General features: G+C 59.7%; 11 protein-coding genes. 6 read left to right on the plus strand and 5 right to left on the minus strand.

All coding sequences use genetic code 11. The features are described from left to right. Nucleotides 1–83 precede the first annotated feature (83 nt). The 3 genes from AB3226_RS17500 (at nucleotide 84) to AB3226_RS17510 (ending at nucleotide 3,970) form a co-directional block, all read left to right on the plus strand. Nucleotides 84–2,570, plus strand: a complete 2,487-nt coding sequence (locus AB3226_RS17500; protein WP_367373963.1) for a circularly permuted type 2 ATP-grasp protein — start codon at nucleotides 84–86, stop codon at nucleotides 2,568–2,570. Next, nucleotides 2,570–3,460 (plus strand): transglutaminase N-terminal domain-containing protein, encoded by an 891-nt coding sequence (locus tag AB3226_RS17505; RefSeq protein WP_367373964.1) that lies wholly within the window; start codon nucleotides 2,570–2,572, stop codon nucleotides 3,458–3,460. The genes AB3226_RS17500 and AB3226_RS17505 overlap by 1 nt, the downstream gene beginning before the upstream one ends. Nucleotides 3,461–3,592: 132 nt before the next feature. Continuing rightward, entirely contained in the window at nucleotides 3,593–3,970 is a 378-nt protein-coding gene (locus AB3226_RS17510; protein ID WP_367373965.1) for an NUDIX domain-containing protein, read from the plus strand. A 73-nt stretch (nucleotides 3,971–4,043) separates the two neighbouring features. On the opposite strand, the gene AB3226_RS17515 is transcribed toward AB3226_RS17510, so the two are convergent. Both AB3226_RS17515 and AB3226_RS17520 read right to left on the minus strand, forming a co-directional pair. Next, nucleotides 4,044–4,232, minus strand: a complete 189-nt coding sequence (locus AB3226_RS17515) for a hypothetical protein (protein WP_007902706.1) — start codon at nucleotides 4,230–4,232, stop codon at nucleotides 4,044–4,046. A 68-nt stretch (nucleotides 4,233–4,300) separates the two neighbouring features. Then, nucleotides 4,301–4,888 (minus strand): TIGR00730 family Rossman fold protein, encoded by a 588-nt coding sequence (locus tag AB3226_RS17520; RefSeq protein ID WP_367373966.1) that lies wholly within the window; start codon nucleotides 4,886–4,888, stop codon nucleotides 4,301–4,303. 344 nt (nucleotides 4,889–5,232) lie between these two features. Between AB3226_RS17520 and azu the strand changes: the two genes are divergently transcribed. Next, nucleotides 5,233–5,679, plus strand: coding sequence for an azurin (gene azu / locus AB3226_RS17525; RefSeq protein WP_095052895.1), 447 nt, complete (start codon nucleotides 5,233–5,235; stop codon nucleotides 5,677–5,679). A 191-nt stretch (nucleotides 5,680–5,870) separates the two neighbouring features. Here azu and nadE read toward each other — a convergent pair whose 3' ends face one another. From nadE to AB3226_RS17540, 3 genes are all read right to left on the minus strand, one after another. Further along, nucleotides 5,871–6,698, minus strand: coding sequence for an ammonia-dependent NAD(+) synthetase (nadE, locus tag AB3226_RS17530; RefSeq protein WP_367373967.1), 828 nt, complete (start codon nucleotides 6,696–6,698; stop codon nucleotides 5,871–5,873). A 4-nt stretch (nucleotides 6,699–6,702) separates the two neighbouring features. Beyond that, nucleotides 6,703–7,929 (minus strand): nicotinate phosphoribosyltransferase, encoded by a 1,227-nt coding sequence (pncB, locus tag AB3226_RS17535; RefSeq protein ID WP_048396150.1) that lies wholly within the window; start codon nucleotides 7,927–7,929, stop codon nucleotides 6,703–6,705. A 228-nt stretch (nucleotides 7,930–8,157) separates the two neighbouring features. Further along, nucleotides 8,158–9,069: a LysR family transcriptional regulator gene (locus AB3226_RS17540; RefSeq protein WP_367373968.1), complete on the minus strand. Its 912-nt coding sequence runs from the start codon at nucleotides 9,067–9,069 to the stop codon at nucleotides 8,158–8,160. Between the two features lie 184 nt (nucleotides 9,070–9,253). Here AB3226_RS17540 and AB3226_RS17545 point away from each other — a divergent pair, with 184 nt between their 5' ends. Together AB3226_RS17545 and AB3226_RS17550 are read left to right on the plus strand one after the other, a co-directional pair. After that, nucleotides 9,254–10,744 (plus strand): aldehyde dehydrogenase family protein, encoded by a 1,491-nt coding sequence (locus AB3226_RS17545; RefSeq protein ID WP_367373969.1) that lies wholly within the window; start codon nucleotides 9,254–9,256, stop codon nucleotides 10,742–10,744. Between the two features lie 159 nt (nucleotides 10,745–10,903). Next, a complete protein-coding gene (locus AB3226_RS17550) occupies nucleotides 10,904–12,187 on the plus strand; it encodes an NAD(P)/FAD-dependent oxidoreductase (protein WP_367373970.1) in 1,284 nt (427 codons plus the stop codon). Nucleotides 12,188–12,294: the final 107 nt, after the last annotated feature.

A 12,294-nucleotide genomic window follows, 5' to 3' on the forward strand; every position in this document is an offset into this window, starting at 1 on the left:
ACGCGACGCTCGGATTTTTCGTCTATCCGGGCGTCATGAGCCTGCGTTAGTCTGACCGTTCTTTGCTGTCTGCCGAGCTTTCCATGCCTGATCTGCTTGACCGCTACCCGCTGACCGCGGGCACATATCACGAACTGCTCGACGACAGCGGTGCCGTGCGCCCGCACTGGCGGCGGCTGTTCGATCAATTGCAACGCAGCACGCCAGCGCAACTGGTGCAGCGTCAGGCGCTGCTGACCCGGCAGATCCAGGAAAACGGCGTGACCTATAACGTCTACGCCGACCCCAAGGGCGCCGACCGGCCATGGGAACTCGACCTGCTGCCCCATGTGATTGCCGCCGATGAGTGGGAACAGTTATCGGCCGGGATCGCTCAACGGGCGCGGTTGCTCAATGCTGTGTTGGCGGACTTGTACGGCCCTCAGCGCTTGATCGCCGAAGGCCTGCTGCCGGCTGAGCTGGTGTTCGGTCACAACAACTTCCTCTGGCCCTGTCAGGGCATTGCGCCGCCCGACGGGGCGTTTCTGCATCTGTACGCCGTGGATCTGGCGCGCACGCCTGACGGTTGCTGGTGGGTGACGGCGGATCGGACGCAAGCGCCATCCGGTGCCGGTTACGCGCTGGAAAACCGCACCATCGTGTCCCGGGCCTTCCCCGAGTTGTACCGCGATTTGAAGGTGCAGCACCTGGCCGGATTCTTCCGCACACTCCAGGAAACCCTCGCCCGTCAGGCACCGAGCGATGACGAAGCGCCACTGGTGGTGCTGCTGACGCCAGGACGTTTCAACGAAAGCTATTTCGAGCACTTGTACCTGGCTCGTCAGCTCGGATATCCGTTGGTGGAGGGTGGCGACCTGACCGTTCGGGATGCCACGGTCTACCTGAAAACCTTGAGCGGCCTGCGTCGGGTTCACGCGATCATGCGTCGGCTCGACGATGATTTCTGCGACCCGCTGGAGCTGCGCACCGACTCGGCCCTCGGCGTGCCGGGGCTGCTTGAAGCCGTGCGCCAGGGCCGGGTGTTGGTGGCCAACGCCCTCGGCAGCGGCGTGCTGGAATCGCCGGGATTGCTGGGTTTCCTGCCGAAGATTAATCAGTATCTGTTCGGCGAAGAGCTGATTCTGCCGTCTATCGCGACTTGGTGGTGCGGTGAAGCGCCTGTGCTGGCCCAAGCCCTGGAAAAACTGCCGGAGCTGTTGATCAAACCGGCGTTTCCTTCGCAGAGCTTTGCTCCGGTGTTTGGTCGTGACTTGAGTGAAAAACAGCGTCAAGACTTGGCGGAGCGCATGCAGGCACGGCCTTACGCCTATGTTGCGCAAGAATTGGCGCAACTGTCCCAAGCGCCGATCTGGCAGGCCGAAGGTGGCCAATTGCAGCCGCGTGCCATTGGCATGCGCGTGTATGCGGTGGCCAGTCGGGACGGCTATCGAGTATTGCCCGGCGGGCTGACCCGGGTTGCCGCCGAAGCCGACGCCGAAGTGGTGTCGATGCAGCGCGGCGGCGCCAGCAAGGACACTTGGGTATTGGGCGATCGCCCGCCCAGCGGCGAACAATGGAAAGCCCAGCGCAACATTGGCGTTCACGATCTGGTGCGACGCGATCCGTATCTGCCATCGCGGGTGGTCGAAAACCTGTTCTGGTTCGGCCGTTACTGTGAACGCTGCGATGACAGCGCGCGGCTGCTGCGCATCATGCTCGCGCGCTATGTTGACGGCGATGACCCGCAAGCCCTGGAGGCGGCGGTCGATCTCGGTGAACGCTTGAATCTGTTGCCGGAGGAGGGCGAGTTGCCGGAGCGATTGCTGGCGGCGCTGCTTGGCGATGATTGGCCGTTCAGCCTGCGCTCCAACCTGCAACGCTTGCAGTGGGCGGCGTCGCAAGTGCGCGGCAAGCTCTCGCGAGAGAACTGGCAAGCGCTGGTGGAATTGCAGCGCGAAGCCATGGCGCTGGAAACCGACGAGCCGGATTTCGGCGAGTTGCTGGATTTTCTCAACCGGTTGGTGATGTCGCTGGCGGCGCTGTCTGGTTTTGCCCTCGACGACATGACCCGGGACGAAGGCTGGCGTTTCCTGATGATAGGACGACGGATCGAGCGGCTGCAATTTCTCAGCGGCAGCCTGGCGGCGTTTCTGCGTGGCGCCGGAACTTGCGATCAGGCCGGACTGGAATGGCTGCTGGAGTTGGGCAACAGCAGCATCACCTACCGCTCGCGGTACTTGGCGGTGGCGCAATTGATCCCGGTGCTGGACCTGTTGTTGCTCGATGAGCAGAACCCTCATGCGGTGTTGTTCCAGTTGAAGCTGGTGACCCGCACGCTGAAGCGCTTGAACGACGACTTTGGTGCGCCGCGTGAAACAGGTCTGCCGCAGTTGGTGGAGCGGCTGGCGCGCTTCGATCTGGGTTGCCTGGAAAACGCACTGTTTGGCGAGGCCAGTGTCCGTGCCGCCATAGAGGGGCTGGCCGATCTGTTGCAGGAGATCGCCGATGCCAGTGGCCAGGTGTCGGATCGCCTGGCCTTGCGCCATTTCGCCCATGTCGATGATGTCAGCCAACGCACGGTGTCCGTCTGATGAATGCCCATTACCAGATTTTCCACGACACCCATTATCACTATGACAGCCCGGTGTCCCTGGCCCAGCAACTGGCGCATCTGTGGCCACGGCCCTGTGACTGGCAGCGCTGCACCGATCAGCAATTGCAGATCAGTCCCGATCCGACCTCGCGCCGGGATGAGCTGGATGTGTTTGGTAATCCGCTGACCCGATTGGCATTCGAGCGGCCGCACGATGAGTTGCTGGTCAATGCCAGCCTGACGATCGAAGTGCTGGCCCGACCATCATTGGATTTCAATCAATCGCCAGCCTGGGAAAAAACCTGCAATGCGCTGACCTACAGCAGTCAGCCACTGTCTGCTGAATTGCTGGAAGCCTGCCGTTACCGGTTCGAATCGCCTTACGTGCACTTGAAGCGCAACTTCGTCGAGTTCTCCGGAAGTTGCTTTCCTCCTGGCCGGCCATTGCTGCTGGGGGTTCAGGCGTTGATGGAGAAGATCTTCAGCGAATTCACCTTCGACGCCGAAGCGACTCAAGTGGCAACGCCGCTGGTGGAAGTGCTGGAGAGGCGACGCGGGGTTTGCCAGGACTTTGCGCACTTGATGCTCGCTTGTGTCCGCTCCCGTGGATTAGCGGCGCGGTATATCAGCGGCTACTTGCTGACCCAGCCCCCGCCGGGCCAGCCACGGCTGATCGGTGCCGATGCGTCTCATGCCTGGGTGTCGGTATTTTGTCCGGTGCTGGGCTGGGTGGATTTCGACCCGACCAACAATGTGCAACCGGCGCTGGAGCACATCACCCTGGCCTGGGGCCGGGACTTTTCAGATGTGTCACCGTTGCGTGGGGTGATTCTGGGTGGCGGTAGCCATGATCCAGAGGTGCGGGTTACCGTAATGCCATTGGATTAACGAAGATCCAGTGTGGAGCAAGCCTGCTTGGATAGGGGCCTGACAGTCACATGAATGTTGGATGTACAGCGGCTATCGCGAGCAGGCTCGCTCCCACAGTGGATGTGTTGCTTTTACGGATGAGGGTTTTCCATGTTCCCGGTTTCAATCAAAGGCGTACTACGATCCCCCGAAGGCCTCATCGTACTGATGCTTAACGAGCGCGATGAATGGGAGTTGCCCGGCGGGCGAATCGAATTGGGCGAGACAGCACCACAGTGCCTGGCGCGCGCGATCGTCGAAGAACTGGATGTTGAAGTCGCAGTGGGGGAGCCGTTGGATTCATACCTATTCGAGGTGATCCCCGGCAAACACGTGTTCATCTCCACTTACCGCTGTCAGTTGCTAGGCGGTTTTGTGCCGACGATCAGTCATGAACACAAGGAAATCGGCTTGTTCGATCCGGCGCAATTGCCTGCCAACTTGCCCAAGGGTTATCGCGATTCGATTGGTAAGGCGCTGGGACTGTGAGGGTCAGCAACAACGTTGCTGACCCTGGACACAGATCCGGTGGGCCTGATCAGATCATCGGGCCCTGAGGGTCTCAGGCGTCGGGCGCCTGATCTTTCGGTGCTTCAGTTTCGTCTGTAGCCACTTCGCCTTCGGTATCCGGGTTCAGTGCTGCTGCTTCTTCTTCAGCTGTAGCTTTCTTGCGCTGAAGCTTTTCCTCTTTCTTCTGCTCCTTGGCCAAGTCTCTCTGACGTTTGGCGAAGGAATAATTAGGTTTAGCCATGGGCGATCCTCTGGGGTCGAAGGTGAGGTTGAGCGGCGCATATTCTGCCCTGTATCGATGCCAAGCCGTTAGCTGGGTTTTTGTTCGGTCCATTTTGGCGGTACCGAGGGTTGCCAGGCGTCCAGTGCGTCGAGCAGGGTTTGCGGCGATTCGCTCATTTGCAGCATGTCACGGTGCGCTTCGCGAACGAAGCCTTCGCCGACGATATGATCAAGAAAAGACGTCAATTTGCTGTAGAAACCGTTTACTTCCAGCAAACCCAGCGGTTTTCCGTGATAGCCGAGCTGGCCCCAGGTCCAGACTTCGAACAGCTCTTCCAGCGTGCCAAGGCCGCCGGGCAGAGCGATGAAGGCATCGCTGAGCTCGGCCATTCGCGCCTTGCGCGCATGCATGCCATCGACCACTTCCAGGCGGGTCAGGCCGCTGTGGCCGATTTCCTTGTCCTTGAGGCTCTGCGGGATGATCCCGATCACTTCACCGCCGGCCGCCAGCGCGGCATCGGCAACGATCCCCATCAGCCCGACGGCGCCGCCGCCATAGACCAGAGTCAGCTTACGTTCGGCCAATGCTCGCCCCAGGGCGACAGCCGCTTCACGATAAGCCGGGTTAGTGCCAGCGCTGGCACCGCAAAATACACAAACGGACGCTAAAGACATGCCTTACTCCATGGTCATCAGGGCCACAGAGTAAAGGCAGGCTTGCATCGTTCCAAGGGTTAAACCTCGTATTCAGGTGTTTCACAGGTACCGCTGGCGCCACAGGCATAAGCGGCGAGCAAACTGCTCAATAAACTGTTGAAAGACATGACAGACGCTCCGGATGAGAGATGACGGCCCTGATGATAGGGCCGTGCCAGACGTCTGGCTGGTAGATTGTTTCGATGAGTGTCATAGCCCGAAAGTTGTATACAATTTTTGATTCAGGTCATAGGAACTTGCGAAGATTTCAGGCAGTCTTCTGTCCATTAGAACGTTTGTTAACCCTGCCTTGGAGATTCACCATGTTTGCCAAACTTGTTGCGGTATCCCTGCTGACACTGGCCAGCAGTCAATTGATGGCTGCCGAATGCAAGGTCACTGTCGACTCCACTGACCAGATGTCCTTCGATACCAAGGACATCACCATCGACAAGAGCTGCAAGACCTTCACCGTGGAACTGAAACATTCTGGCAGCCTGCCAAAAAACGTCATGGGTCATAACTGGGTACTGAGCAAAGAAGCCGACATGCAGCCGATCGCCACCGACGGCCTGGCGGCAGGTATCGACAAGAACTATCTGAAAGAAGGTGATGCCCGCATCATCGCTCACACCAAAGTCATCGGCGCGAAGGAAACCGACTCGGTGACTTTTGATGTGTCGAAGCTCAATGCTGCTGAAAAGTACGGTTTCTTCTGCTCGTTCCCGGGCCACATCTCGATGATGAAAGGTACGGTTACTCTGAAGTAATCGAATCAAGTGCATAAAAAAAGCGTCCGCCAGGGACGCTTTTTTTGTGTCTGACGGTTGACCGCGTCATCGTTCTTCGCGGGCAAGCCTCGCTCCTACAAGATTTGCGTTGTGCCCATTACCGGTGTCCGACACAAAATCTGTGGGAGCGTGGCTTGCCCGCGAAGGCGTCAGCACAGGCACCTAAGTCCTCAAGGCGCAAACGGCATCACACGCTTGTGATGGGTCTTTTTGTACGTGTCGCAGATGATCTTGAACGCTTCCTCACGCACCGGTTCGCCGTGCAGGAAGGCGTCGATCTCGGCGTAGGTCACGCCGTGGGACGCTTCGTCCGGTTTGCCCGGCGACAGGTCTTCGAGGTCGGCGGTCGGGATTTTTTCCACCAGCGACTCCGGCGCGCCGAAGCTGCGGGCAATCGCCCGGACCTGATTCTTCACCAGGCCGCTCAGCGGTGCGAGGTCGCAGGCGCCGTCACCGAACTTGGTGAAGAAGCCCATCACCGCTTCTGCCGCGTGATCGGTGCCGATCACCAGGCCATGAGCCGCGCCAGCGATGGTGTACTGCGCGACCATGCGCATCCGCGCCTTGGTGTTGCCCAGCACGAAATCCTTCTGCACCGCCTCCTTACCCTCGAAGGCCGCCACTTCGCTGGCCAGGGATTTGACTGCCGGGCCGATGTTTACGGTGTGGCGCTCATCGGGGACAATGAAGTCCACTGAGGCCTGGGCATCATGTTCGTCGAACTGGACGCCATAAGGCAGGCGCACGGCGATGAACTTGTAGCTGGCATTACCGGTGCTCTCGCGCAGTTCACGCATGGCGCGCTGGGCCAGCAGGCCGGCGGTCAGGGAGTCAACGCCGCCGCTGATGCCAAGCACCAGCGTCTTGAGCCCGGCATTGACCAGGCAGTCCTGAATGAAGGTAATCCGCCGGGCAACTTCAGCCTCGAGGGCGAGTTGATCCGCGAAGGGCGGTTGGACCTTGAGCTGTTCAGCAATCTCACGCTGTACGGCTTGCATGAATTCACTCCTTGCTAGATGGGCTGGAAATGGCGGCAGGTACTTGGAAAACATGTCGCAAATAGGCGACAAAATTCGGGTCTTTGCAGTGAGTCTTGCCAGGCTCATCAGAAATCTTGGCCACTGGCTGGCCGTTGCAGGCCGTCATTTTAAGCACGATGCTCATCGGTTCGACACCCGGAATATCGCACGTCAGGTTGGTGCCGATGCCGAAGCTGACATTGATCCGACCGCGCAATGCCCGAAAAATCTCCAGAGATTTGGGGAGCGTCAGACTGTCGGAAAACACCAGGGTTTTGCTCATCGGGTCGATGCCAAGCTTGTGATAGTGGGCGATGGCTTTTTCCGCCCACTGCACCGGGTCACCGGAATCGTGGCGCAAGCCGTCGAAGAGCTTGGCAAAGAACAGATCGAAATCATTGAGGAAGGCATCGGAGGTGATGCAGTCGGTCAGGGCGATTCCCAGCAAACCCCGGTATTCGCGGACCCAACAGTCGAGGGCGGCAATCTGGCTGTCGATCAGCCGCGGACCGAGTTGCTGGTGGGCCATGATCCATTCGTGGGCCATGGTGCCCAGCGGCTTCATGTCCAGCTCCCGTGACAGGTGCACGTTGCTGGTACCGACGAAGCGGCCGGGGAAGTCATGCTTGAGCACGTTCACCACTTCTTCCTGCACACGGTACGAGAAGCGACGGCGGGTGCCGAAATCGGCTACTTGCAACTCGGACAATTCGTCCGCGCTGGCGTTGGCGGTCAGCCAGTCGAACTTGCGATAGAGCTGTTCGCGGGCCTGTTCCAGAACGATTTCCCGGTAGCGATAGCGGTTGCGCACTTCGCTGACGAGCGCCAGCAGCGGCACTTCGAACAGAATCACGTGCAGCCACGGCCCGCGCAGACGGATGAACAACTCGCCGTTTTCAATGCCGGTATGGATATAGCGCAGGTTGAAGCGGAACAGCCCGAGAAAGCGCAGGAAATCCGGTTTCAGAAAGCTGATGCGCTCCAGGAAACTCAACTGATCGGCACTCAGGCTCAATTCGGCCAGCCGCTCGATCTGAAAGCGGATCTCCGCCAGGTACGGGCGCAGATCCTCGCTGTTACGGCAACGAAACTCCCATTCGACTTCCACGTTCGGGTAGTTGTGCAGCACCGCCTGCATCATCGTCAGTTTGTAGAAGTCGGTGTCGAGCAGGTTCTGCACGATGCGATCGGCAAACACACTCTCGCTCATAAGGGGTCTCCAGGCTGGCCGCGGCCCGTGGCAGCGACGTTGCAGCTGTTTCAATGAATGGGGCTAGTGGCGCATATCAACGGCAGGTATTGCCAGCAATTTTTTAGATCGCAGCAGATCCCGGTGGGAGCGGGCTTGCTCGCGAAAGCGTACTGCCAGTCAACATTGATGTTGAGTGTGCCGGCCCCTTCGCGAGCAAGCCCGCTCCCACAGGTATTGGCTGCAACCCTAAATTTGCGGTATGTCCGGGCTATCAATCTGCTCCAGCATCCACTTCACAAAATCCCGCACCTTGGGTACTTCCGCCGAATGCTCCGGATACGCCAGGTAATAGGCGTCGGTGCTGGGCATCGCATGTTTCCAGGGAATGACCAGTTTGCCGTCGGCCAATTCCTCCTCCACCAGAAACTTCGGCAGCAGCGCCACGCCGCAGCCGACTTGGGCGGCGCGGATGCACATGTAAAAGGTTTCGAAACGCGGGCCGTGGTAGCTGTGTTCGGTGTGGTAGCCCTGGCTGTCGAACCAGTCGTGCCAGGCCTGGGGCCGGGAAGCGTTCTGCAGCAGGACCAGGTCGGTGAGTTGCGTAGGGTCGGTGAACGGCGTGTCCGGCAGGCTGCCCGGTGCGCAGACAGGCACCAGCTCCTCGCCAAACAGCTTCAGGCATTCGGTGCCGGGCCGTGAGCCCTGGCCAAAGTAGAACGCCAGGTCGCTACGACCTTGCAGCAGATCATCGGCTTCCTGTTCGCTGCACAGGTCCAAATGGATCGACGGATGGCGCAGGCGCCAGCCTTTCAAGCGCGGCACGAGCCAGCGCGCGCCGAAGGTCGGAGGCGTCGAGACTCGCAAGACTTCGGTTTCACCGCCGTAGGAGCGCAGGTAATGGGTCGACATTTCGACTTGGGTGAGGATTTTTCGCACTTCCACCAGGTACAAATCGCCGGCGGGGGTCATTTGCAGGCGTCGGCGCACCCGGCGGAACAACAGGTGTTGCAGCAATTCTTCAAGTTGCGCGACCTGTTTGCTCACGGCGCTCTGCGTCAGGTTCAGCTCTTCGGCGGCACGGGTGAAGCTCAAATGCCGGGTCACGGCCTCGAAGCACTGCAACGCGGTGATCGACGGCAAGTAGCGTTTATTCAGCATGGGTGGTCCTTTTTCTTGTTTCTCTGTGCTCTTTTTTACCGGCAGATTCGCAGCATGAATAAACGGAATGATATCTCTCTTAAAGGTCGTTTGTTGGGTAACCTCCGGGGAGCTAAAACTACAGGTCTGATCAGCCGAATGAATCCGGCTGAACGTTTTCTGTTTTTTGCTTGAGGAGTGACCCATGGTTGCCGCATTGCTTGATCGTCTTGGTGTGAACCCGGCCCTGTATCAGAACGGCAAAGTGCCGGTGCATTCGCCTATCGATGGCAGCCGTATCGCTGCCGTGAACTGGGAAGGCGCCGCTGAAGTCGAGCAGCACATCAGTCGCGCAGATCATGCGTTCGAACTGTGGCGCAAGGTTCCAGCGCCGCGCCGTGGCGAATTGGTGCGCCAATTGGGCGACATCTTGCGCGAGTACAAGGCCGACCTCGGTGAGCTGGTTTCCTGGGAGGCCGGCAAGATCACTCAGGAAGGTTTGGGTGAAGTTCAGGAAATGATCGACATCTGCGACTTCGCGGTCGGTCTGTCCCGTCAGCTGTACGGTTTGACCATCGCCTCCGAGCGTCCTGGCCACCACATGCGCGAAACCTGGCATCCGCTGGGCGTCGTCGGCGTGATCAGTGCGTTCAACTTCCCGGTCGCCGTTTGGGCCTGGAACGCGACGCTGGCACTGGTCTGCGGTAACCCGGTGATCTGGAAACCGTCGGAGAAAACCCCGCTGACCGCGTTGGCCTGCCAGGCGTTGTTCGACCGCGTCCTGAAGAATTTCAGCGATGCACCGCCGCACCTGAGCCAGGTGATTATTGGTGGTCGCGATGCTGGCGAAGCCCTGGTCGATGACCCGCGTGTCGCGCTGGTCAGCGCCACCGGCAGCACCCGCATGGGCCGCGAAGTGGCGCCGAAAATCGCTGCACGTTTTGCCCGCAGCATTCTCGAGCTGGGCGGCAACAACGCAATGATCCTCGGCCCGAGCGCCGATCTGGACATGGCCGTACGGGCGATTCTGTTCAGCGCCGTCGGCACCGCCGGTCAGCGTTGCACTACTTTGCGTCGCCTGATTGCCCATGAGTCGGTGAAGGAAGAAATCATCACCCGCCTCAAGGCCGCTTACTCCAAGGTGCGCATCGGCCATCCGCTGGAAGGCAATCTGGTGGGTCCGCTGATCGACAAACACAGCTTCGAAAACATGCAGGACGCGCTTGAGCAGGCCTTGAGCGAAGGCGGCCGGGTGTTTGGCGGCAAGCGTCAGCTGGAAGAAAAATTCCCCAACGCTTACTACGTTTCGCCAGCCATCGTCGAAATGCCGGAGCAGAGCGATGTGGTACGCGACGAAACCTTCGCGCCGATTCTGTACGTGATCGGTTACAACGATTTTGAAGAGGCGCTGCGCCTGAACAACGCCGTGCCACAAGGCCTGTCGTCGTGCATTTTCACCACCGATGTGCGTGAAGCCGAGCGGTTCATGTCGGCGGTGGGCAGCGATTGCGGCATCGCCAACGTCAACATCGGCCCGAGCGGCGCAGAGATCGGCGGCGCGTTTGGCGGTGAGAAGGAAACGGGCGGTGGTCGTGAATCCGGTTCGGATGCATGGCGCGGGTACATGCGCCGGCAGACCAATACCGTGAACTATTCGCTGGAGTTGCCGTTGGCTCAGGGGATTACGTTCGACTGACGGCTTCCTTTGAACCCATGAAAAACACTGTGGGAGCGGGCTTGCCCGCGATAGCAATCTGTCAGTCACTCAGATGTTGAATGTGCTGACGCTATCGCGGGCAAGCCCGCTCCCACAGGGGAATGGTGTGTTGGTTAGGTTTCGGATTGGAGTCTGGCAATGCCGTTACGCGAAGAGTGTCTGTGGGAAAAACTGACGCCGCAAAGGCCCGACAACGCGGCGCTCAAGGGCGAGGTGACGGTGGATGTCTGCGTCATCGGTGCCGGTTTCACCGGCCTGTCGGCGGCGGTGCATCTGCTGGAACAAGGTAAAAGTGTCTGTGTGCTGGAAGCGCATCGCGCCGGGCATGGCGGTTCGGGGCGTAACGTCGGGCTGGTCAACGCCGGGATGTGGATTCCACCGGATGAAATCGAAGCCGGTTTCGGCGAGGCGGTCGGCAGTCAGCTCAACCGCATGCTGGGTGCGGCGCCGTCGCTGGTGTTCAGCCTGGTCGACAAATACAACATCGATTGCCAGTTACGCCGCGAAGGCACGCTGCACATGGCGCACAACGCGCGGGGCGAGGCGGATCTGCGCAGTCGCGAAGAACAATGGAAGCGTCGCGGTGCACCGGTGGAACTGTTAACCGGTCAAGCCTGCGAACAAGCCACCGGCACAAAAAAGATCGCCGCCGCTCTGCTCGATCGGCGTGCCGGCACGATAAACCCGATGGCCTACACCACGGGGCTGGCCAATGCGGCCATCAGCCTCGGCGGTCAGCTGTTCGATCATTCCCCGGTGACCCGACTTGAACGTCAGGGCCAGCGCTGGTCGGTGCAAACCGCCCAGGGTTCGGTGCTGGCCGAGCAGGTGGTCATCGCCTCCAACGCCTATACCGAAGGTGACTGGACGGAGCTGCGGCGCAATTTCTTCCCCGGTTATTACTATCAAGTGGCCTCGGTGCCGCTGACCGAAGACGCCGCGCAACAGATTCTGCCCGGCGGCCAGGGTTCCTGGGACACCCGGCAGGTACTCAGCAGTATCCGTCGCGATGCCGAAGGACGGTTGTTGCTCGGCAGTCTCGGCAATGGCAACCAGAAACCGACCTGGTTCCTGAAAGCCTGGGCCGACCGGGTTCAGCAGCATTACTTTCCGTACCTGAAACCGGTGGAGTGGGAATGCACCTGGACCGGTTGCATCGCCTTCACCCCTGATCATTTGATGCGCCTGTTCGAGCCGGCGCCGGGGCTGGTGGCCGTCACCGGTTACAACGGTCGCGGCGTAACCACCGGTACAGTGGTCGGCAAAGCCTTTGCCGATTATTTATGTAACGGAAATCCTCAGGCTTTGCCGATTCCCTTCGCCCCCATGCAGCCATTGGCGGGTGTCGGGCTGCGAAGCTGCCTGTATGAGGCTGGATTTTCGTTGTATCACGCGGGCCAGTGCCTGCGGATCGTGATCTGATTGTTGAAATATGTTGCTGGAAGCGGCGATTTTCAGCGAAGCGGCTAGCCTGTAATGGTGCGGGTTGTAGCAGTCCCCGCACCAGCAGTGTGCAGTTCGGTGACGCG

This window comes from Pseudomonas lini, from assembly GCF_964063345.1.
Classification (GTDB): domain Bacteria; phylum Pseudomonadota; class Gammaproteobacteria; order Pseudomonadales; family Pseudomonadaceae; genus Aquipseudomonas; species Aquipseudomonas lini_B.

Bases quoted from the DNA above. Each gene is read 5' to 3' on its own strand.
- AB3226_RS17545 (WP_367373969.1), top strand. From the start codon at position 9,254: ATGGTTGCCGCATTGCTTGATCGTCTTGGTGTGAACCCGGCCCTGTAT.
- AB3226_RS17505 (WP_367373964.1), top strand. From the start codon at position 2,570: ATGAATGCCCATTACCAGATTTTCCACGACACCCATTATCACTATGAC.
- AB3226_RS17510 (WP_367373965.1), top strand. From the start codon at position 3,593: ATGTTCCCGGTTTCAATCAAAGGCGTACTACGATCCCCCGAAGGCCTC.
- pncB (WP_048396150.1), bottom strand. From the start codon at position 7,929: ATGAGCGAGAGTGTGTTTGCCGATCGCATCGTGCAGAACCTGCTCGAC.
- AB3226_RS17540 (WP_367373968.1), bottom strand. From the start codon at position 9,069: ATGCTGAATAAACGCTACTTGCCGTCGATCACCGCGTTGCAGTGCTTC.
- AB3226_RS17520 (WP_367373966.1), bottom strand. From the start codon at position 4,888: ATGTCTTTAGCGTCCGTTTGTGTATTTTGCGGTGCCAGCGCTGGCACT.
- azu (WP_095052895.1), top strand. From the start codon at position 5,233: ATGTTTGCCAAACTTGTTGCGGTATCCCTGCTGACACTGGCCAGCAGT.
- nadE (WP_367373967.1), bottom strand. From the start codon at position 6,698: ATGCAAGCCGTACAGCGTGAGATTGCTGAACAGCTCAAGGTCCAACCG.
- AB3226_RS17550 (WP_367373970.1), top strand. From the start codon at position 10,904: ATGCCGTTACGCGAAGAGTGTCTGTGGGAAAAACTGACGCCGCAAAGG.
- AB3226_RS17515 (WP_007902706.1), bottom strand. From the start codon at position 4,232: ATGGCTAAACCTAATTATTCCTTCGCCAAACGTCAGAGAGACTTGGCC.
- AB3226_RS17500 (WP_367373963.1), top strand. From the start codon at position 84: ATGCCTGATCTGCTTGACCGCTACCCGCTGACCGCGGGCACATATCAC.